We start from the raw sequence: 19,921 nt of genomic DNA on the forward strand, positions 1-19,921 counted from the left end.
TCCTACGAAGCCCGGCCGCGAAAACGCCGAAAGCCCGGCCCCTCGAAGGGGCCGGGCTTTCGGGAAAGCGGGTCAGACGAAGAGGTTCGCCCGCTCGAGGTCTTCGGCGAAGTCGACTTCCACCGCGTACAGGTCCGAGACGTCCATCGGCTCGAGGAGCAGACCGTCTTCGGCGATGGCCAGCTCGAGCCCGCGCTCGAAGTAGTCCTGGTCCTCGACGCGCTGCAGCTGGCGCATGAACGCCTTCTTGTGCGTGGAGGAGATGTAGTTGATGCCCACAGCCTCGCCCAGACCGCCCTTGACGGTCTTGGACAGTTCGTTGATGAAGCCCTCGGCGGTGACCGTGTACTTCACCTCTTCGTCGCTGACCTTGGAGGTGTTGACGGTGACGAACGACTGGTCGCGCTCGATGTAGGCAGCCGCCCGACCGAGGATCATCGGATCGAACACCACGTCGCCGTTCATCCACAGCACGCCGCCCTTGCCGGTCGCGCCGAGGGCGCGCAGCAGACTCTTCGACGTGTTCGTCTCGTCGTAGCGCTCGTTGTGGACGTAGTTGACGGCGGGGAAGGCGTCGATGATGGTCTCGGCGCGGTAGCCGACCACGGTGGTGATCCGCGCGTCCGAACCGAAGGCGGCGCGGATGTTGTCGTGCTGCTGGCCCATGATCGTGCGGCCGTCGCTCAGTTCGGTGAGCGGCTTCGGCAGCGCTCGGCCGAGGCGCGAGCCCATGCCGGCGGCGAGGATGACGGTCTGAAGAGTCACGAGTGCTCCTAAAGGAAGTTGTGTTCACGGTCGATTCATCGACCAGACACTTCGTCGTGCCGAGTTCATGGTAGCGAGGCAGCCTGGGAAGCCCCGGGTCGAGGGGCCTCCCGTTGTCATTTCGTGATCGAGTACACACCGGACGCACAGGCTCGCCACGAGCCGGTTTGTATCGGATCCGAGGGCTGTGCGGTCGAATGTTGCGCGGCGGCCTTGGTATGCCGCCACCCATTGATACCGTAGGACGGTGACTTCCTCCCCTGACGACCGCGCCGCCGAGGTGGACGATACCGAGACCGCGCCGCCCCAGGCATCGACGAAGCGTGCTTCGACTGGTGAGCCCACGCCGGACGCCGCCTCAGCGCCGAAGAAGACGAGTCGCACGTCGCCCGCGAAGTCGAATGCCGCGAAGACGAGCGCCAGCACGGCGAGTGCCACGAAGAAGCCCGCCGCGAAGAAGCCCGCCGCGACTCGCGCTCCGGCGAGACCCGCTGCCTCGAAGGGCACGGCAGCGAAGGTGCCCGCCACCAAGACGACGGCGAAGGCGGCTGCCGAGAAGGCGGCGCCGACCGCTGAGGTCGTCGTGGAGCCGCTGAAGAACGCGATGCTCGATCGACCGGGGGCGAAGGCCGCGCCGAAGCGGACGCCCGCGGCGGCCCGGACGGCCGCGGCGAAGAACACGGTCGCACGTGCCGCAGCGACGAAGTCCCCCTCATCGACAGCGGCGGCGGCCAAGACCGCGGCTGCGAAGACGGCGGCTGCGAAGACCGCGGCGGCCAAGACCGCGGCGGCCAAGACCGCGGCGGCGAAGACCGCGGCGGCGAAGACGGCAGCTGCCAAGACCACCGCCGCCAAGACAACAGCCCGGTCGGCGACCGCGAAGACGACGGCGGCGAAGACGGCTGCGGCGAAGACCGCGGCGGCGAAGACGGCTGCGGCGAAGACGGCTGCGGCGAAGGCGGCCGCAGAAGAGGCCGCCGCAGAAGAGGCCGCCGCAGAAGAGGCCGCCGCAGAGAAGGCGGCAACGGAGAATGCGGCGACGGAGAGTGCGGCGACGGAGAGTGCAGTAGCGGCCGAGGCGCGTGCCGACGCCCCGGCGACGCCCGTCGTAGAGCCATCACCCACTGCCGATCAGACGCCCCCGGTGAAGTCCGCTCCGGTACTCGAGTCCGCTCCCGCTTTCGAGGAACCGGCGCTCGGCGAGGCAGACGCACCCGTGGTGCCGGTCGCCGACGACGTCGCTGCACCCACCGTGGTCGCCGAGCCGGAACCGACAGAAGAAGCGGCGTCGGTCGAGGTCGTCGAAGCCGTGGTCGACTCGGATGATGCGACGTCTGACGCCGTCGGCGCGATCAACAGTGCGTCCGGCGGCGAGGCCATCAGCATCCGCGGTCTCGTCAAGCAGTTCGGCGACAATCGTGCCGTCTCCGGGATCGACCTGACCGTGCCTGCCGGGTCGTTCTACGGGGTCGTCGGCCCCAACGGTGCCGGCAAGACCACCACGCTCTCGATCGTCGCCGGCCTGCTGCGCGCCGATGAGGGAAGCGTCGTGATCTGCGGAATCGATCAGGCGACGCAGCCGCAGGCCGCGAAGCGCATGATGGGTGTGCTGCCCGACCGGCTGCGCACGTTCGACAGGCTCACAGGGCGTCAACTCCTTTATTACTACGGGCTTCTGCGGGGGCTCACGGCCGATGTCATCGAGAAGCGTGCGTCCGACCTCGCCCGTGCGTTCGATCTCGGCGACGCGCTCAGCCGGGTGGTTTCGGACTACTCGGCCGGCATGACGAAGAAGATCATGCTCGCCGGGGCAATGATCCATTCGCCGCGCGTCCTCGTGCTCGATGAGCCGTTCGAATCGGTCGACCCGGTCTCGTCCGCGGTCATCCTCGACATCCTGCGTGCCTACGTCTCACACGGTGGCACCGTCATCCTCTCCAGCCATGGCATGGACCTGGTCGAGCGCGTCTGCTCGCGGGTGGCCATCATCGTGAACGGCGAGGTGCTCGCAGAGGGAACGATCGACGAGGTGCGCGCAGGCCAGACCCTCGAAGCGCGCTTCGTGGAACTCGCCGGTTCCAGCGGAGAGGTGGAGGGGCTCGAGTGGCTGCACACGTTCTCCGACTGAGGTTCGCGCTGCTCGTCGGGGCGCTGCGCAGCGATCGTCGGGTTCGGATGCTCGTTCTGCTCGCTGCGGTCGTCGCGGTCACCGTCGTCGTCTGCCTGGCGGTCTTCAGCCTCGCCGATGCTCCTGTTCCCGTCGCCCGCGCGGTCACTGTGCTCGGCGGGGCTGCCCTGCTCGTCGGCTTCCTCGTCGGCCCGATCCTCGTCGGCGCGGTCGACCAGCTGGATCCCCGCCGATTCGCCGTCTTCGGCGTGGACGAGCGTCAGATGCCCTGGGTGCTCACGCTGGCGGCTTTCGTCAGTGTGCCGAGCCTGGCACTGCTCGCCGTCTACATCAGCGTCTGCATCGTCGCGGTCCGGGCGGGGACACCGTGGCCGCTGGCCATCCTGATGACGCTCCTCGGCGTCGTCACGACCGTGCTCATCTCCCGGATCGGTATGGGGGTCAACGCCCTGCTGCTCCCGGAGCGCCGATCGCGCGAGCTCACCGCACTGTTCGCACTCGCGCTGCTGGTGATCGCGTTCCCGGTCGCTGTGTTCCTCGGTTCGCTGCGCTGGGACGGCCTCGTCCCCGACTCTCTGGCGACGCTGTCGACCGTGCTCGGGTTCAGCCCGTTCGCGGCTTCGCCCGCCTTCCTCTTCTCGTCCGCGGCGGGAGAGACGGCATCGGCGTGGGTGAGTGGCATCGTGGCGGTCCTCACCGTCGGCCTCCTGTGGGTCGCATGGTCGTGGCTCGTGCGTCGCCTGCTCACGACGACCGAGCGCCCCGTCACCTCGCGAGAGCGCACCGGGCTCGGCTGGTTCGGTCTGCTGCCGTCCAACGCTTTCGGCGCGATCGCCGCCCGCAGCCTCGTCTACTGGCTCCGGGACCGCCGGTACATCATGAACATCATCGTCGTCCCGGTCGCCGGGGTGCTGACGGTGCTTCCGCTCATCGTCGCTGGCGTGCCCGTCGAGGTCGCCGCACTGGTGCCCGTCCCGGTGATGGCACTGTTCTTCGGTTGGCTGCCGCACAACGACGTCGCCTACGACTCGACGGCCCTGTGGACCCACGTGGCCAGCGGGGTGCGAGGGCTTCCCGACCGCCTCGGTCGTCTGGTTCCGGTTCTGCTGGTGGCGGTGCCGGTCCTCGCGATCGCCACACCGCTGTCGCTTCTCCTCATCGGCGACTGGAGTCTCCTGCTGCCGCTCGGGGGCCTCGCGGCGAGTCTGCTGTTCTCGGCGCTCGGCATCTCGAGCATCGTCTCCGTCGTGGCCCCGTACGCGGTGTCCCGGCCCGGTGACAGCCCCTTCCAGCAGCCGCAGCGGCCCAGCTCGCGAGGCACGTACGGCCCGGCGGCCGCTTTCCTCGGAGCGATACTGGTCAGCATCCCGACCATCTGGCTGTTCGCTGCCACGCTTCTCGAGGGCTCGGCCTATGCGCCGGCGACGTTCTGGGTCGGGCTCCTCATGGGGCTTGCGGTGCTGGTGGCAGGAGCGGTCATCGGCGGCCGTATCTTCGAGCGCAGCGGCGAGCGGCTGATGGAGTTCGTCGAGACCGCGTGACGACCGCCCGCGGTGTCTTCGACGCCGCTAGACTCTCGGGATGAGTACTCCGCTGGACAGCCCCGATCAGGGCGGCGTGGCAACGCTTGATCGCGAACTGGAAGAGCTCCTCCGCGAGGAGAATCTCGAGCCGGGCGACCACGAGCGCTTCTCGCATTACGTGAAGAAGGACAAGATCCTCGAGTCCGCGATCACCGGGAAACCGGTGCGGGCGCTGTGCGGCAAGAAGTGGACGCCGGGTCGCGACCCGGAGAAGTTCCCGATCTGCCCCACGTGCAAGGAGATCTACGAGTCGATGATCAGCTGACGTCAGTCGGCTTCGACGTACACGGTGGGAATCGCCGGGTCGGACTTGCTGAGCGCGAGAGCGCGCACCGGCAGTTCCTCGCGCACGCGCAGGTGGTGCGCTCGCGCGGCCGCCGTCCCCGCCGCCCCCTCGTGGGCGGTGTCGATATCTCCCGCCTCGACGAAGGTCACCTGAAGCGAACGGCCATCGGGGTGCTCGTCGGGCGTGTCGAGCTCCTCGAAGCCGTCGGAGACGACGACTGTCTCTGCGGTCGCGACGCCGTCGACCAGCGTGCGGAACGCGGCCTTGCGGCCGCCGTAAGACGCCTTGTCGGCAGATGCCTTCGCGACGCCGATCCATGACCCGTCGGCATCCTGCCGTGCGACGAGCTTGTAGACCATGCTCGCTGTCGGGTAACCGGAGCCGGTCACCACGGAGGTGCCGACGCCGTAGGCATCGACCGGTGAGGCGGCGAGGGCTGCGATGGCGTACTCGTCGAGGTCGCTGGTCACGGTGATGCGCGTGTGGGCGGCCCCGAGCTCGTCCAGCTGCGCGCGCACATCGGCGGCGACGGTCGGAAGGTCGCCGGAATCGATGCGCACGCCGCCGAGCCGGGTGCCGGCGACGCGGATCGCCGTCTCGACGCCCGTGCGGATGTCGTAGGTGTCGACGAGCAGTGTGGTGTCGGTGCCCATGCTCTCCACCTGGGCGCGGAACGCCTCCTCCTCGGAGTCGTGCAGCAGCGTCCACGAGTGGGCGGCCGTGCCCATCGTGGGGATGCCCCAGCTCCGACCGGCTTCCAGGTTGCTCGTGGCGCCGAACCCCGCGATGTAGGCGGCGCGCGCTGCGGCCACGGCCGAGCGCTCGGCCGCGCGGCGTGAGCCCATCTCGGCCAGCGGACGCTCGCCCGCCGCGATGCTCATCCGGGCGGCGGCGGTCGCGACGGCTGAATCGTGGTTGAGCACGCTGAGCGCCAGGGTCTCCAGGACCACGGCATCGGCGAATGTTCCCTCGACGGTGAGGATGGGCGAGCCGGGGAAGTACAGCTCACCCTCGCGGTAACCGTGGATCGATCCGGTGAATCGGTAGGCCTCCAGGTGCTTCAGCGACGCCGCATCCACGACCTGCGCGTCGCGGAGGAAGCGCAGTTCGTCCTCTCCGAAGCGGAAGTCGCGCAGCAGTCCGAGAAGACGGCCGGTGCCGGCGACCACGCCGAACCGGCGGCCGCCGGACAATCGTCGGGAGAACAATTCGAAGACGCTGGGGCGGAAGGCCGTCCCATCCCGAAGGGAAGCGGCGAGCATCGTGAGCTCGTAGCGGTCGGTGAGCAGCGCCGTCGACGTGGTCATGCGCTCAGCTTACTGAGCGTGCTGATGCGCGGGTCGGGTCGCGCGCGGGTAGGCTGGGGAGTCATGAACGACGCGCCGATCGGGATCTTCGACTCCGGTGTCGGCGGGCTCACGGTGGCGCGGGCCATCCGCGCCCAGCTGCCCCGAGAGTCGTTCGTCTACATCGGCGACACCGCGCACTCCCCGTACGGCCCCAAGCCGATCGCCGACGTCCGCCGGTACTCCCTCGAGGTGCTCGACACACTGGTCGACCAGGGTGTGAAGATGCTCGTGATCGCCTGCAACACCGCGTCGTCGGCGATGCTCCGTGACGCGCGCGAGAGATACGAGATCCCCGTCGTCGAGGTCATCGGGCCCGCCGTGCGCCGAGCGGTGTCCACGACGCGCAACGGACGAGTCGGCGTCATCGGCACGGTGGGCACGATCGGATCCCGCGCCTATCAGGACATGCTCGAGGTGAACGAGAGGCTTCAGGTCTTCACCGCGGCCTGCCCGCGGTTCGTCGAATTCGTCGAAGCGGGGATCACGGGGACTCCCGAGGTCCTCGCGGTCGCCGAGGAGTACCTCGCCCCGCTGCGGAACGCGGACGTCGACACACTGGTGCTCGGATGCACGCACTATCCCTTTCTGCGCGGTGCCATCAGCTACGTCATGGGCGAGGGCGTCACCCTCGTCTCCAGCGATGATGAGACCGCCGGTGATGTGTACCGCCAGCTGGTCAGAGGCGACCTCCTGGCATCGCCCGATGCGACAGCGACCTACGTCTACGAGGCCACCGGCGCCTCGGCCGATGAATTCACGGCACTGGCCAACCGACTCATGGGTCGCGAGGTCCGGGACGTGCAGCTCGTGCAGACCGGCGTCATCACCCTTCCTGACATCGCCTTCGAGTAAGGCCTCTTCGAATCGTCCGCTCGATTCGTCTCCACCCCGACCGAGAGAAGCACATGTCCGAAATCGTCCGCGTCGACGGCCGTTCCACCGATCAGCTGCGAGAGATCACCATCGAGCGCAACTGGAGCGCGCACGCCGAGGGGTCCGCCCTGATCAGCTTCGGCGGCACGAAGGTGCTGTGCACGGCATCCTTCACCAACGGCGTCCCACGCTGGCTCACCGGCAAGGGCAAGGGATGGGTGACGGCGGAATACTCGATGCTTCCCCGCGCCACGAACAGCCGCAACGACCGCGAGAGCGTCAAGGGCCGCATCGGCGGTCGCACCCACGAGATCTCCCGCCTCATCGGCCGTGCGCTGCGCGCCGTCGTCGACACGAAGGCACTCGGCGAGAACACGATCGTGATCGATTGCGATGTGCTGCAGGCCGACGGTGGCACTCGCACCGCTGCCATCACGGGTGCCTATGTGGCGCTGGCCGACGCGATCGAGTGGGGTCGGGAGAAGAAGTTCATCGGTAAGAACTCCACGCCACTCCTCGACTCCGTCGCCGCCGTATCGGTGGGGATCATTGACGGCGAACCCATGCTCGATCTGGCATACACCGAGGATGTCCGCGCCGAGACCGACATGAACGTCGTGGTCACCGGGCGCGGGCTCTTCGTCGAGGTGCAGGGCACCGCCGAGGGAGCGCCGTTCGACAAGCGCGAACTCGATGCGCTGCTCGAGCTCGGCGTGGCCGGCTGCGAGGATCTGAAGGGCAAGCAGCTCGCCGCGCTGGCGGGGGAGTGACGATGCAGGTCGTCCTCGCGACCCACAACGCCCACAAGGTCGCGGAGTTCCAGCAGATCGTGGCGCAGGCGCGCCCTGATCTCGAGGTCGTCGCCTACGACGGCCCCGAGCCGGTCGAAGACGGCGTCACCTTCGCCGAGAACGCACTCATCAAGGCGCGCGCCGCTGCTGCCCATACCGGACTCGCGGCCCTGGCCGACGACTCCGGGATCTGCGTCGACGTGCTCGGCGGTGCGCCCGGGGTCTTCTCCGCCTACTGGGCCGGACAGCAGAAGGATGCCGCGGCGAATCTCGAGCTCCTGCTCGACCAGCTGCGGGATATCGCCGACCCGCACCGGGCCGCACACTTCACCTCGACGATCGCCCTCGTCCTGCCGGATGGGCAGGAGCACGTCGTGGAGGGCCGATGGCCGGGGCGCCTCGCGCACGCAGCGTCCGGGGAAGGCGGCTTCGGGTACGACCCCATCTTTATCCCGGACGGGCAGCCGGAGGGGCAGGAGCGGACCGTGGGCGGCTTCTCCGCTGACGAGAAGCAGTCGCAGTCGCATCGGGCCCGCGCCTTCGCGGAACTGCTGCCGCTGCTCGGCGCGCTCTGACGTCGGACCGTCCTTCAGCGAACCGCAGATGACGGTGAGAATCGTTACCCTTCCCGACTAGTCGGAACCGGGCTTCCGGCCCGGTTTCCCGGTCTAGCCTGGGGGCATGCACGATCACGCACCCGCCGCCGGCGGCATCCGTTCAGCCAGCAGTCGACGCCTGTTGGCGATCTCGCTGTCGCTCACCGCGACCGTGATGGTCGTGCAGGTCATCGGCGCGATCCTGACCGGGTCGCTCGCCCTGCTCGCGGATGCCGCGCACATGTTCACGGATGCATCCGCCCTCGTGATCGCTCTGATCGCGGCGACGGTGGCCGCACGCCCGGCCGACGACCGACGCACCTTCGGCTATCAGCGCGCCGAGGTGTTCGGGGCGCTGATCAACGCCGTGATCCTGATCGCCCTGGCGACCTGGGTCGCCGTCGAGGGAATCGGGCGGCTCGTGAACCCGGGCGAGGTCGAGGTCGCCGGCGGGCTCATGCTGGTCGTCGCCGTGGTGGGCCTGTTCGCGAACGCCATCTCGATGTGGCTGCTGAGCCGCGCGCAGCGGACGAGCATCAACGTACGCGGCGCGTATCTCGAGGTGATGGGCGACCTGATCGGATCGGCGGCTGTCATCGTCGCGGCGATCGTCATCCTCCTCACCGGATGGATGCCGGCGGACGCCATCGCCTCGCTCTTCATCGCCGCGATGATCATCCCGCGGGCGATCACGCTCCTGCGCGAGGTCTTCTCGGTCCTCGCCGAGTCCGCGCCGAAGGGGACGGCTGTCAGCGACATCCGGACTCACCTGCTCGGCTACGCGGGTGTCATCGGCGTGCATGACGTCCACGTCTGGCAGCTGACCCGAGGCGCCCCGGTCTTCACGGCCCACGTGAGCGTCGATCCGCAGTTGCTCGCCGACGGACGGTCGACGCAACTGCTCTCCGACATGCAGGCGTGTCTTGCCGATCACTTCGATGTCGCGCACTCGACGTTCCAGATCGAGCCGGCCGAGCAGTCCGACTGCGAACCGCATCACGCCTGAGCCGTCGTGACGAGCGGCGGTCAGACCTCCACGACGATGTCGTCCGGCTCTTTGTCCGGGCGCAGCCCCCGCCACCGCGCGTGACGGAGGATTCCGTCCGGGGTCCAGTTCGCGAACTCGACCTCGCCGACGAGCTCAGGGCGCACCCAGAGCGCATCGGACGCATCGGGGGACGGCACGCCATCGAGGGGAGCGGTCTTCACGCGCAGAGGTTCGAGGCGAGTGAGAAGGTCGCGCAGGATGCGGTCGGTGAACCCGGAGCCCACGCGGCCGACGTAGCGGAGCCGAATCGATCCATCGACGCCGCGCGCCGGTTCGGGCACCGCCAGCAGCAGAGAGCCGAGGGTGCTCTCCCTGTCGCCTCTTCCCGGGCGGATGCCGACGATCACGGCCTCCTGCATTCGGGTGTGCTTGAGCTTCAGCCATGACGGGCTTCGTTGCCCCGGGCGGTAGCGGGACTGCGGATCCTTGACCACGACCCCCTCGAGACCGAACTCCCGGCTCGCGGCCAGGGCGGCATCGACATCGTCGAAGACCGGCGGGAGCTGGACGGGAGCATCGAGGTCGGCGATCACGTCCTCGAGCAGTGTGCGCCGTTCCCGCAGCGGCATGCCGGTGAGGTCATGACCGTCGAGCCGAAGCAGATCGAACAGCATGTAGACGATCGGCGTGCGGATGACCTCGCGCTCGATCTCGCGCGGTCGCGTGAGATGCATGCGGTTCTGCAACAGCGAGAAGCTCGGCCGGCCGTGGGCGTCGAACGCCACGATCTCTCCATCCACGACGGCGTCCGCGACCGGGAGGAACGGCGCCCCGTCGGCTGTCAGCTCGGGGTAGCGGGCCGTGATGTCGGTGCCGCGACGCGCGTGCAGCCGCATCCGCCCGTCCGCCCATGTGCCCATCGCGCGGATGCCGTCCCATTTCACCTCGACCCAGGAGGGGTCGCTCAGCGCGCGCGCGACCCCGGGGGTGGCGTTCTCCGCGAGCATCGGTGCGAGCGTGGCGGCGGTGCCGTCGGTCGCCGGGATCGGCTCGCTCCGCGGATGGCGCGACGGTCGACGCGGCGATACCGTCGCTGCGGGCGGCGGCGTCGATTCGACGGCGAGAGGCCGAAGGCTCGCGAGGGGGTCGGTGCCGGAAGCGGCCCTGGCCAGTACCTGATCGAAGTCAAGCTGCGCCAGGGCGGGGTCGTCGAGTTCGTCCCAGGTGCGAGGGGCAGCGACCCAGGGCCGTGCGCGGCCACGGAGGGAGTACGGCGAGATGGTCGTCTTCTTGCCGTTGTTCTGACTCCAGTCGAGGAAGACCTTGCCCCCGCGCACTGCCTTCGACATGACGCTGGTGGCGAGGTCGGGGTGATCGTTCTCGATCAGGCGCGCGAGCTCTTTCACGACGGCGGAGATCTCGTCGCTGGTCTGCTCGCCCGGAAGGGCCGCATAGAGGTGGATGCCCTTGCTCCCGCTCGTGACGGGGAACGGATCGAGGCCCATGTCGGTCAGGATGACGCGGGCGAACCGGGCGATCTCCGCGCACTGCGCGAGGCCCACGCCGGGTCCCGGATCGAGGTCGAGGACCAGTCGGTCCGGACGACCGGGCAGACCCTCCGACGTGAAGCGCCATTGCGGCACGTGCAGCTCGATCGCCGCGACCTGGGCGAGCCACACCAGGGTGGGCACGTCTTCGACGAGCGGATAGTCCTTCGGTCCATCGGAGTGCTGGATCGCCTGCCGCGGAATCCACTCGGGTGCCCCGGGTTCGAGCTGCTTCGTGAAGAATGCATCGGCCGGAGCATCCTCGGTCCCGACGCCCTCCACCCAGCGCTTGCGCGTGACCGGTCGCCCGTCCAGGAGGGGGAGCAGAAGGGGAGCGATGGCGCTGTAGTAGGCGATGACCTCGCCCTTGGTGGTGCCGGTCTCGGGATAGACGACCTTGTCGAGGTTGGTCACGCGCAGACGACGGCCGTCGACCTGCACGACCTGCCCCTGTCCGACCATGCAGCCAGCGTAGTCAAGGGTCTGGCCGCGACGGCGTCGGCTGGTGTTCACTGGTCACATGAGAACGATCTGGAAGGGCGCGCTGACGTTCGGCCTCGTGAATGTGCCGGTCAAGGTGTACTCCGCGACCGAGGACCACGACGTGCCGCTGCATCAGGTGCACGAGAAGGACGGCGGGCGCATCCGCTACCAGCGCACCTGCGAGGTGTGTGGCGAGACCGTGGCCTACGCCGACATCGACCGCGCCTACGTCGAGGAGGGGCAGACCGTCGTGCTCACCAAGGACGACCTCGCCGCCCTCCCTGCGGAGAAGAGCCGGGAGATCGACGTGGTCGAGTTCGTCCCGTCCGACCAGGTCGATCTGCTCACGCTCGACAAGCCGTACTACCTCGAACCGGACTCGAAGTCTCCCAAGGCGTACGTGCTGCTGCGGAAGACCCTGGAACAGACCGACCGCACCGCGATCGTGCGGTTCACGCTGCGGCAGAAGACGAGGCTGGCGGCGCTCCGTGTGCGGGGCAAGGTGCTCGTGCTGCAGACGCTCCTGTGGGCCGACGAGGTGCGCGAAGCCGAGTTCCCCGCGCTGGACGAGGACGTGCGGATCTCGAAGAAGGAACTGGAGCTCTCGGCATCCCTCGTCGACAGCTACTCGGCCGATTTCGACCCCGAGGAGTTCGTCGACGAGTACCAGAAGGAATTGCGCACCCTCATCGACGCGAAGATCGAGGCGGGCGACACGTTCGACGTGGCCGAGACCTTCGGCGAAGCCGAGAAGGCGGCCGAGGGCGGCGAGGTCATCGACCTGATGGAGGCCCTCCGTGCCAGCGTTGCGCGCACCAAAGAGGAGCGCGCCAAGAACGCGGGCTGAGAGATCGGCTCCGCGGTGGCGGCGCCGGGTTCTCAGTGCTTGCCGTCGCCGTCCAGGTCGGGCGCGCGGTCGAACACGTCGGCGTCGAGAACGAGTTCCTGCGCCTCTTCGGCATCGGTCACGACGTCTTCACCGGCGGCCGCGGCCTTCTTCGCCTTGTGGCGCTCTGAGAAGTAGTGCCAGAGGGTCACCAGCGCGGTGCCGCCGACCGCGATCAGCAGGATCACGTCAATGTACTCGACGACGAGATTGCGCACCCACGGGATGTACGCGATCAGGTAGCCGACCATCGTGAGGCCGAAGCCCCAGATCATGGCGCCGATGAAGTTGTACAGCGAGTATCGACGCCACGGCATGTGTCCGACGCCCGCTGCGACCGGGGCGAAGGTGCGCACGATCGGGACGAAGCGCGCCAGGATGACCGTGAGACCGCCGAAGCGCTCGAAGAACGCGTTCGTGCGCTCGACGTTCTTCTTACTGAAGAGGCCCGACTCCTTGCGCTCGAAGATCGCTGGGCCGCCCTTGTGGCCGATCAGATAGCCGACTTCGCCGCCGATGAACGCCGAGAGGGCGATCAGGAGCGAGACGACCCAGATGTTCACGCCGAACACGTTGCTGGTGTGCGTGAGCAGGCCCGCGATGATGAGCAGCGTGTCGCCGGGAAGCAGGAACCCGACCAGCAGACCCGTCTCGGCGAAGATGATGAAGCACACGACGAGAAGTGCCCACGGCCCGGCCGCGCCGATGATCGTCTGGGGGTCGAGCCAGGGGATGAGGGCGGTCGGCGCGTGCAGCATGGTTTCGAGCACTGGGGGAGTCCCGTCGGTCGTGATTGGTCGGCGGTAGAACAGAGCGATGTCGTGGCGGCCTGAGATGGCTGCCGTCGTCTCTCGTGCGGAAGGTGGGACTTGAACCCACACGCCCTGGGGCACAGGAACCTAAATCCTGCGTGTCTGCCAATTCCACCACTCCCGCGCGGTGGAATCAGTCTAGTGACCGCTGAAACGGCGTGTCTGGGGATCAGCCCGCAGTTCGCCCCCGCCTACCGACGGGCCGCGCGTCACGCTTGAGGGGTCGAGGGCGGGATGCCGGGCTCCGACGGGTTCGGCGCGAGAGGTTCTTCGGGGTTGGGGGCCAGAGGCTCCTGGGGGTTCGGCGCCAGCGGCTCTTGCGGGTTCGGGGCCAGTGGCTCTTCCGGGTTCGGGGCGAGCGGCTCATCGGGGAAGAGCGGAGAGGGCTCGTCGGGGTTAGACGGGGACGGGGTGGTGTCGGTCATGTCGGTGTCCTTTCGCTGAGATCACGGCTTGTACCAGCGAGTTCAGCAGGGTGCGGCCACGGCGTCTGCTCCCTTGCGCAGCGGTGACGGATGTGGTGGGGGTCGCGGTGAGGCGGCCCTCGCGCCGGTCCGCACGACGGCTGTGGATAACTTCGGACCCGCCTGGCGGATTGTTGCGAGGATGCCGGGGTGAGTCATCCTTCCGCCCTCGTCGCCGAACGCGTGCGGATGCGTCTCCGGTCCGAGGGGGTCGACCCCACCGTCGATCCGGACTCGGCCTGGCGGATCACTCACGCGGAGGTACGTCGTCATGACGACCATGCCCTGGCGCGTGGAGAGGCCCTGATCGAGGATGAGGCGGCCTGCGTCCGCGAGGTGCTGGCATCCCTCAGTGGATTCGGGGCGCTGCAGCCCCTGCTGGACGATCCTGAAGTCGAGGAGATCTGGCTGAACGGCACCGGGCATGTGCACGTGGCTCGCGAAGGCGTGGCCGAACGAACTCCGTTGCGCCTCGGTGAGATCGCGGTGCGTGACCTCGTCGAGCGGATGCTGCAGTCGACCGGACGGCGCGTCGACATCAGCCAGCCGTTCGTCGACGCGTCGCTGCCGGACGGCTCGCGTCTGCACGTTGCCATCGCCGATGTCGTGCGCGGTTCGTGGGCTGTCAACATCCGCAAGTTCCTGCCGAAGTACCGGTCGCTCGAGGCGTTGACGCTTCAGGGCATGATGCCCGCCACCATCGCGGAGACCTTGAGGGGCGCGATGCACGACGGTCGCAGTGTGATCGTCTCCGGAGCGACGCATGCCGGCAAGACGACCGTCCTCGGGGCGCTGCTGGACTCGTGCGCCGGGTCGCAGCGCATCGTGACGGTCGAGGAGACGTTCGAGCTGGCTGTCGACGGTCCCGACCTCGTCGCGCTCCAGGGGCGTCAGGCCAGCCTGGAGGGCACCGGCGAGATCACCCTGCGCCGCCTGGTCAAGGAGGCATTGCGCATGCGACCCGATCGGTTGGTCGTCGGCGAGGTGCGCGATGCCGAGGCTCTCGATCTGGTGCTCGCACTCAACACCGGCGTTCCCGGCGCCTGTACCGTGCACGCGAACTCCGCCACGGAGGCGCTCGAGAAGCTGAGCATCCTGCCGTTGCTGGCCGGCCGCAACATCGATCGCGGATTCATCGCACCCGCGCTCGCGGGCTCGGTCGACCTCGTGGTGCACTGCGTGCGCGACCGCGCGGGGGAGCGGCGCGTGCAGGAGATCGTCGCCCCCACGGGCGCCGTCGAAGACGGACGCATCCTCACCACCCGGATCTATCACGCCGAGGTCGCGTCGTGACGTTCCTCCTCGGGGCCGTTCTCGCGGCCGGAGTGCTCCTGTGCGCGTCGCCGTGGCTGTGGCCGCCGAGGCCGGACGCGATCCCGACGGCCCCCAGGTCGCGCCTGATCCGGCTGAACGCCGAGGCCGGGTTCGACAGTCTCTCGGCACGAGCGCTCATCGCCGTGATCGTCGCCGCCGGGCTCATCGCCGCCTCCACGGTATGGCTGCTGACGGGGCTCCCCGTGCTGGTGCTGCTCGCCGCGTCAGCAGGAGCCACGGCACCGATCATGTTCCTGCGGGGAAGGCGGCTGCGCCTGCGACGCCTGCGTCGGCAGCTCTGGCCCGATGTGTGCGACCTTCTGATCGCGTCGATCCGCGTCGGACTCTCCCTCCCCGATGCCGTGGCGAGCCTGGCCGAGTCCGCACCCACGATGCTGCGGCCTGCGTTCGGCGTGTTCGCCAGAGACCTGCAAGCGAGCGGTCGATTCGAGACGAGCCTCGATCGGCTGAAGTCGTCGTTGGCGGACCCGATCGGCGATCGCATCGTCGAGACCCTGCGGATGGCGCGTCAGGTCGGCGGCACCGAGCTGGTCGGGGTGCTCCGCGCGCTCTCCGCGTCCGTGCGGGCGGATGCCGCCCTGCGGGGAGAGGTCGAGGCGCGGCAGTCGTGGATTCGCGGCGCGGCCGTGCTCGGCGCGATCGCACCGTGGGTCATCCTCGCGCTGCTGGTCATGCGACCGGAAGGCGCCTCGGCGTATGGCACACCCGAAGGCGTGATCGTGATCTGCGTCGGTGCGGGGGTCTCGATCATCGCCTTCCAGATCATGGTCCGGATCGGGCGGCTCCCGGAACCTCGGCGGTGGTTCGGGTGAGCGGGTTCTCTGCGCTCGCCTGTGCCGTGCTCGTCGGTGGGGGCTTCGCCGCCGGGGTACTGAGCATCCTCTCCGGCCTCCCGCGCTGGAGGGCCGCTTCACTGACCGTGCGGATCGGTCCCTACGTTCGAGACGTGGTTCCGGATGAGGACCTTCCGCGGGGGGTCCTCCCGCTCGCGGGCACCCTGCCCGCGAGCGCCCGAACGTTGTGGGGCGGGCTGCGGGAAGCCTTCGAGCGCATGCTCGGAGGCGGAGAGTCACTTCGGCAGCGGCTCTCCCAGGCCGGTGTTTCGATGGAGCCGGCGACGTTTCGCGGTAGGCAGTTGGGCTGGGCGCTCGCCGGCATCGGTGCGGGCGCCGTCGTCTTGATCGTGCTCGCCCTCACCGGACGACTGTCCGTCCCCACGGGTGTCATGCCATTGCTGTGCGGCGCGGCCGCCGCGGCCGCGTACGACCTGCAGCTGTCGGCGCGGGCCAAAGCGCGCCGTGCCCGCCTCACCGATGAGCTTCCGACGACTCTGGAGTTCCTGGCCCTGTGCCTTTCGGCCGGCGAGGGCTTCCTCGATGCCCTGCGCCGTGTGGCCGCTGTCGGCTCCGGCGAGCTGACCGGTGAGCTCCGCAGGGTCGTGCTCGCGGTCGGCACCGGGTCGCCGCTGTCCGATGCACTGACCGAGATGGCGAGACGCCTCGACCTGGCCGCGCTGTCGCGCGCCGTCGATCAGGTGATCGCCGCCCTCGAGCACGGTGCGCCACTCGCCGCGGTGTTGCATGCGCAGGCAGGAGACGCGCGGGAAGACGCGAAACGCACGCTGATCGAGCAGGCGGGACGCAAGGAGATCCTGATGCTGCTGCCGCAGACAATTGTGAAAAGGTGCTACTGATGAACGACCGCGACCTGGCCACACCGAGCTGTCCTGAATGCCTAGAGCCTATGCAACCGCGGGCGGCGTGGTGGTTCTGCCAGCCGTGCCACGTCTATGTGGACGTGTGACTGCTGGCGGTGCCGGGGTGACAGTAGCGGTGGTCCTAGCGAGCGGCTCTGAGCGCGCTCTGAGCGGTCTAATGGCCCCGCTCGGCCCTTACCCCCTACTCCCGGCAGCCTCACACGCCTCAGAGCCAAACACGCCGCAGAGAACGAATAGGGGTATCGGCCAGGGGGCGGGGCATAATAGCAAACATGCAATCCACTATCAAGGTGGTCTGTCGGGGCACCAAGCGCCACGGGAGCCACCCTTCGCGCATCGTCGCTCAGTACCACTGGTCTGAGTCCGACGCTGTGTGGGAGCGGGTTGATCAGTTCGGGTCAGACCGTGACTGGTTCATCCAGGCAGGCACGGATGGCGCGCTAACCGGCTACCCCACGCCGCGCTTCAAGTGTGCGTGTGGCCGCGATGAGCAGCCCCGCGACGAGGACTTGCAGGCCCGCCTTCAGCGGGCACAGGCCACGGGCGAACTCGTCTTGTAGGCTCGACACACACAACTGAATAACCGCTGGTGATCGGCGGCATACAAAAGCAAGGTCACATTCCAACTCCTCACCGGGAGTCAGTTAGTCAGCCAAGAGCTGACCTGACTCCGTGGGGAGTTTTCCGTTGTCTAGCTCCAATTCTCCAACACAGGCCAAGGCGCTGTCCGACGTCATGGTCGGCGTGCGCACTGGTGACACCCAGAGGGAAGCCAAGGGACGCCGGGACCTGGCCGAAGCCAAGATCGCCGCCTACATCGAGCGCAACCTCGCTGTCGCTCCACCGCTCACCAATCAGCAGATTCACCGGCTGACTGCTCTGCTGCGCACGTCAGGCGGTGCGAAATGAGCGCCCTGGCAGTCGCCCCGTTCACCGAGGCTGACTACCCCAGTAAGCCGAGGCTGTCACGTTCCGAGGCGATGGTCGTGCTGCGCTTGGGGCCGAACGTCGAGTGGCTCCGCCCGTTCGCTGAACACGCTGGCGTCGCCCCGGTCGCCGCCCCGCCGTGGGGGTACATCCACGTTCATGGCGAGTGGGGTGAGTCGCCCTTGTGGGAGCTGAAGGGGTTCTACTCCCGTGGCGACCTCGCATGGGGGCTGCAGTCGCTCTACAACCGTGACCACGACTGGTGCCTGCTCGACATCAACGGGTACCTGAACGACCACGAGTGCCACGGGGTGTTCTACTGGCTCCCGACCGACCCCCGCGAGTTGCGGCTGCGGATGGGGGTGACCCCGTGGTGAGCAATCTCGACATCGCGCTCAGCCTCGCCCGAGCGGGCTTCTACGTGTTCCCACTGACCTCAAATGGCAATTTCCTGAAGGGGTTCAGCTGGGACAGGGGCGCGTCACGATCCCAGAAGCAGATCCGCGCGTGGTGGGCCAGCGACTCCCGGCAGCGCATCGGCATCCACTGCGGGCGGAGCGGCATCGTGGCTGTGGACCTCGACCGCAAACATGGCAAGGACGGCTTCGCGAGCCTGAGGGCTGCGGGCCTCACCCTCCCGCGCACGTTCAACTACACCAGCCGGAGCGGCAACGGCGAGCACCACATCTTCCGGGCACCGGCAGGGGAACAGCTAACCATCGACCGCGATCTCAACGGCATGCCGGGAGTCGATATCCGCAGCGGTATCGGGATGGTCGCGTACGTAGGGCCGAAGCTGACAACTAAGCCCCGGCTGGCACCGGCTCCAGAGTGGGCGTTGGTCCATAAGAAAGACGGCTGGGACTACGACACGGCCGACCTGGAGGCGTGGCTCGACGCGGAGGGCAGCGCGCCCGACCCGAAGCAGAAGGCGCGGGCTGCCAAGGCGCGCCGCATGGCGACTATCTTCCCCGAGGGCGGTGTGGACAACGGCGACCTGCTCAGGCGGATCACCCCGCTCGTGTCGGGGTTGATGTGGGGCAGCGGTCGCCGGCAAGCGTATGAGGCTGCGCGGGCGCGGTACACAAGTGACTACCCCGACCCGAAGTACCTGATCGCGTTCGACCGCGCGTGGGCCAAGGCAATCACGCGGGTAGAGGCCGACGGACAGAAGCCGACAGCACCGATCGACGCGCACGACGGTTCGCGCACGCTTCAGCTCACCCCCGCATCGGCTATCAAGCCGCGCCCCGTCAGGTGGCTATGGGAGGGCCGCATCGCTATCGGCACGCTGGCACTGCTGGCAGGCCGGGAGGGCATCGGCAAGTCGACGCTCGCGTACTGGCTGGTCGCGCAGATCACGCGGGGCAGGCTGCCGGGTGAGTCGTTCGGCAAGCCGCGCGCGGTGCTGATCGCTGCCACCGAGGACTCGTGGGCGCACACCATCGTGCCCCGGCTCATCGCGGCGAAGGCTGACCTTGACAAGGTGTTCCGGGTCGCGGTGCGCAGCGCCGATGAGGTCTACGTCGGCATGAACGTCATCAAAGACCTGAAGCTGCTGGAACAGGCAGCCGCGCAGGTCGATGCGGGCCTACTACTGCTGGACCCCCTGATGAGCCGCCTCGGCGACCAGGACACCCACAAGGACTCCGACGTGCGTATCGCGCTGGAGCCGATGGTTGACGTTGCCGACCGCGTCGGAATGTCGGTGCTGGGGCTGATCCATCACAACAAGTCCGGCAGCACGGACCCGCTTCAACTGATCATGGGGTCGAAGGCGTTCACCGCAGTAGCGCGCAGTGTCCACACGGTGGTGATCGACCCGGACGACGAGGAAGAAGAGCGCAAGCTGTTCGGCACCCCGAAGAACAACCTCGGGCGGACCAACCTGCCCACGCTGTCATTCACTATCGCATCCACGGCCATCGATACGGACGAGGGCACCGCCTGGACGGGGCGGCTCGTGTGGGGTGCCGAGGTCAGCGAGTCGATCAGCGCCGTCATGGAGCGTTCGGGTGCGGAGAACACCGACCGCACCGCATTGAAGGAAGCAGCTGACTGGCTGCATGACTTCCTGTCGATGACCGGCGTGGTGGGCTCAGCGCGCGTCAAGGAGGAGGGCCGTAAAGCGGGGCACTCGGAATCGGCGCTGAAGCGTGCTCGGCACCGCATCAAGGCTGAAACGCGTTCGGAAGGCTTCCCGCGTACGACGTATTGGTACCTGCCGGGTGAGGAAAGCGTTTCCAGGGGTGCCGCTGCTGGGCCAACGCCGGGGGAGAGCTAATGACTGGCCTAACTAACCCAACTAAACCAACTGGCCCGACTGGCCCAACAGTCGTAATCAGTGCAGTCGGGCCAGTTGGTGCAGTCGGCCGGGTCCCCACGCGCGCG

General features: G+C 68.2%; 19 protein-coding genes and 1 tRNA gene. 14 read left to right on the plus strand and 6 right to left on the minus strand.

The annotated features are described in order from the left end of the window. Window positions 1–72: 72 nt before the first annotated feature. Window positions 73–765, minus strand: a complete 693-nt coding sequence (locus HCX50_RS16960) for a phosphocholine cytidylyltransferase family protein (protein ID WP_091030288.1) — start codon at window positions 763–765, stop codon at window positions 73–75. Window positions 766–1,012: 247 nt separating this feature from the next. Between HCX50_RS16960 and HCX50_RS19960 the strand changes: the two genes are divergently transcribed. From HCX50_RS19960 to HCX50_RS16975, 3 genes are read left to right on the plus strand one after another with little or no spacing between them, the layout of a single operon-like run. Then, a complete protein-coding gene (locus HCX50_RS19960; RefSeq protein ID WP_337750019.1) occupies window positions 1,013–2,893 on the plus strand; it encodes an ABC transporter ATP-binding protein in 1,881 nt (626 codons plus the stop codon). After that, on the plus strand, window positions 2,869–4,434 hold the full coding sequence (locus HCX50_RS16970; protein ID WP_091030292.1) for a hypothetical protein: 1,566 nt from the start codon (window positions 2,869–2,871) through the stop codon (window positions 4,432–4,434). The genes HCX50_RS19960 and HCX50_RS16970 overlap by 25 nt, the downstream gene beginning before the upstream one ends. 40 nt (window positions 4,435–4,474) lie before the next feature. Further along, window positions 4,475–4,741 carry a DUF3039 domain-containing protein gene (locus HCX50_RS16975; RefSeq protein ID WP_046013003.1) on the plus strand — a complete coding sequence of 89 codons (267 nt, stop codon included), beginning with the start codon at window positions 4,475–4,477 and terminating at the stop codon, window positions 4,739–4,741. 2 nt (window positions 4,742–4,743) lie between these two features. Here the strand turns inward: HCX50_RS16975 and HCX50_RS16980 are convergent, their stop codons facing one another. Continuing rightward, window positions 4,744–6,069 carry a nicotinate phosphoribosyltransferase gene (locus HCX50_RS16980; protein WP_091030295.1) on the minus strand — a complete coding sequence of 442 codons (1,326 nt, stop codon included), beginning with the start codon at window positions 6,067–6,069 and terminating at the stop codon, window positions 4,744–4,746. 63 nt (window positions 6,070–6,132) lie between these two features. Between HCX50_RS16980 and murI the strand changes: the two genes are divergently transcribed. The 4 genes from murI to HCX50_RS17000 all read left to right on the plus strand — a co-directional run bounded on the left by murI (window position 6,133) and on the right by HCX50_RS17000 (window position 9,377). Continuing rightward, window positions 6,133–6,963 (plus strand): glutamate racemase, encoded by an 831-nt coding sequence (gene murI / locus HCX50_RS16985; RefSeq protein ID WP_091030299.1) that lies wholly within the window; start codon window positions 6,133–6,135, stop codon window positions 6,961–6,963. Window positions 6,964–7,016: 53 nt separating this feature from the next. Next, a complete protein-coding gene (gene rph / locus HCX50_RS16990) occupies window positions 7,017–7,754 on the plus strand; it encodes a ribonuclease PH (RefSeq protein WP_091030304.1) in 738 nt (245 codons plus the stop codon). Between the two features lie 2 nt (window positions 7,755–7,756). Continuing rightward, complete coding sequence (gene rdgB / locus HCX50_RS16995) at window positions 7,757–8,350, plus strand: RdgB/HAM1 family non-canonical purine NTP pyrophosphatase (protein WP_091030495.1); 594 nt, start codon at window positions 7,757–7,759, stop codon at window positions 8,348–8,350. A gap of 106 nt (window positions 8,351–8,456) precedes the next feature. Further along, entirely contained in the window at window positions 8,457–9,377 is a 921-nt protein-coding gene (locus tag HCX50_RS17000; RefSeq protein WP_091030308.1) for a cation diffusion facilitator family transporter, read from the plus strand. Between the two features lie 20 nt (window positions 9,378–9,397). On the opposite strand, the gene ligD is transcribed toward HCX50_RS17000, so the two are convergent. Next, complete coding sequence (gene ligD / locus HCX50_RS17005) at window positions 9,398–11,368, minus strand: non-homologous end-joining DNA ligase (RefSeq protein ID WP_167635133.1); 1,971 nt, start codon at window positions 11,366–11,368, stop codon at window positions 9,398–9,400. A 58-nt stretch (window positions 11,369–11,426) separates the two neighbouring features. On the opposite strand from ligD, the gene ku reads away from it, so the two are divergent. After that, the gene (gene ku, locus HCX50_RS17010) at window positions 11,427–12,236 is read left to right on the plus strand and encodes a non-homologous end joining protein Ku (RefSeq protein WP_029262512.1); all 810 of its coding nucleotides are present in this window, start codon (window positions 11,427–11,429) and stop codon (window positions 12,234–12,236) included. A gap of 32 nt (window positions 12,237–12,268) precedes the next feature. On the opposite strand, the gene HCX50_RS17015 is transcribed toward ku, so the two are convergent. From HCX50_RS17015 to HCX50_RS17025, 3 genes are all read right to left on the minus strand, one after another. After that, window positions 12,269–13,033 (minus strand): DedA family protein, encoded by a 765-nt coding sequence (locus HCX50_RS17015; protein ID WP_091030316.1) that lies wholly within the window; start codon window positions 13,031–13,033, stop codon window positions 12,269–12,271. Window positions 13,034–13,129: 96 nt separating this feature from the next. Then, window positions 13,130–13,211 (minus strand) — tRNA-Leu (locus tag HCX50_RS17020). An 85-nt stretch (window positions 13,212–13,296) separates the two neighbouring features. Beyond that, window positions 13,297–13,512, minus strand: coding sequence for a hypothetical protein (locus tag HCX50_RS17025; protein WP_140403302.1), 216 nt, complete (start codon window positions 13,510–13,512; stop codon window positions 13,297–13,299). 189 nt (window positions 13,513–13,701) lie between these two features. On the opposite strand from HCX50_RS17025, the gene HCX50_RS17030 reads away from it, so the two are divergent. The 6 genes from HCX50_RS17030 (at window position 13,702) to HCX50_RS17055 (ending at window position 19,814) form a co-directional block, all read left to right on the plus strand. Then, window positions 13,702–14,844 carry a CpaF family protein gene (locus HCX50_RS17030; protein WP_337750028.1) on the plus strand — a complete coding sequence of 381 codons (1,143 nt, stop codon included), beginning with the start codon at window positions 13,702–13,704 and terminating at the stop codon, window positions 14,842–14,844. Next, window positions 14,841–15,698 (plus strand): type II secretion system F family protein, encoded by an 858-nt coding sequence (locus tag HCX50_RS17035; protein ID WP_091030320.1) that lies wholly within the window; start codon window positions 14,841–14,843, stop codon window positions 15,696–15,698. Before HCX50_RS17030 ends, HCX50_RS17035 begins: the two co-directional genes overlap by 4 nt. Beyond that, complete coding sequence (locus tag HCX50_RS20225; protein ID WP_167635134.1) at window positions 15,695–16,579, plus strand: type II secretion system F family protein; 885 nt, start codon at window positions 15,695–15,697, stop codon at window positions 16,577–16,579. Before HCX50_RS17035 ends, HCX50_RS20225 begins: the two co-directional genes overlap by 4 nt. 711 nt (window positions 16,580–17,290) lie before the next feature. Continuing rightward, window positions 17,291–17,512, plus strand: coding sequence for a hypothetical protein (locus HCX50_RS17045; protein WP_167635135.1), 222 nt, complete (start codon window positions 17,291–17,293; stop codon window positions 17,510–17,512). Then, window positions 17,509–17,907 carry a hypothetical protein gene (locus HCX50_RS17050; protein ID WP_167635136.1) on the plus strand — a complete coding sequence of 133 codons (399 nt, stop codon included), beginning with the start codon at window positions 17,509–17,511 and terminating at the stop codon, window positions 17,905–17,907. The genes HCX50_RS17045 and HCX50_RS17050 overlap by 4 nt, the downstream gene beginning before the upstream one ends. Next, the gene (locus tag HCX50_RS17055; protein ID WP_167635137.1) at window positions 17,904–19,814 is read left to right on the plus strand and encodes a bifunctional DNA primase/polymerase; all 1,911 of its coding nucleotides are present in this window, start codon (window positions 17,904–17,906) and stop codon (window positions 19,812–19,814) included. Before HCX50_RS17050 ends, HCX50_RS17055 begins: the two co-directional genes overlap by 4 nt. Window positions 19,815–19,921 lie beyond the last annotated feature (107 nt).

The sequence above is a fragment of the Microbacterium sp. B19(2022) genome (assembly GCF_012030385.1).
Lineage (GTDB): Bacteria > Actinomycetota > Actinomycetes > Actinomycetales > Microbacteriaceae > Microbacterium > Microbacterium oxydans_B.

Coding starts and splice junctions, on each gene's coding strand:
- HCX50_RS16975 (WP_046013003.1), top strand. CDS start 4,475: ATGAGTACTCCGCTGGACAGCCCCGATCAGGGCGGCGTGGCAACGCTT.
- HCX50_RS16980 (WP_091030295.1), bottom strand. CDS start 6,069: ATGACCACGTCGACGGCGCTGCTCACCGACCGCTACGAGCTCACGATG.
- murI (WP_091030299.1), top strand. CDS start 6,133: ATGAACGACGCGCCGATCGGGATCTTCGACTCCGGTGTCGGCGGGCTC.
- rph (WP_091030304.1), top strand. CDS start 7,017: ATGTCCGAAATCGTCCGCGTCGACGGCCGTTCCACCGATCAGCTGCGA.
- rdgB (WP_091030495.1), top strand. CDS start 7,757: ATGCAGGTCGTCCTCGCGACCCACAACGCCCACAAGGTCGCGGAGTTC.
- HCX50_RS17000 (WP_091030308.1), top strand. CDS start 8,457: ATGCACGATCACGCACCCGCCGCCGGCGGCATCCGTTCAGCCAGCAGT.
- ligD (WP_167635133.1), bottom strand. CDS start 11,368: ATGGTCGGACAGGGGCAGGTCGTGCAGGTCGACGGCCGTCGTCTGCGC.
- ku (WP_029262512.1), top strand. CDS start 11,427: ATGAGAACGATCTGGAAGGGCGCGCTGACGTTCGGCCTCGTGAATGTG.
- HCX50_RS17015 (WP_091030316.1), bottom strand. CDS start 13,033: ATGCTGCACGCGCCGACCGCCCTCATCCCCTGGCTCGACCCCCAGACG.
- HCX50_RS17025 (WP_140403302.1), bottom strand. CDS start 13,512: ATGACCGACACCACCCCGTCCCCGTCTAACCCCGACGAGCCCTCTCCG.
- HCX50_RS17050 (WP_167635136.1), top strand. CDS start 17,509: ATGAGCGCCCTGGCAGTCGCCCCGTTCACCGAGGCTGACTACCCCAGT.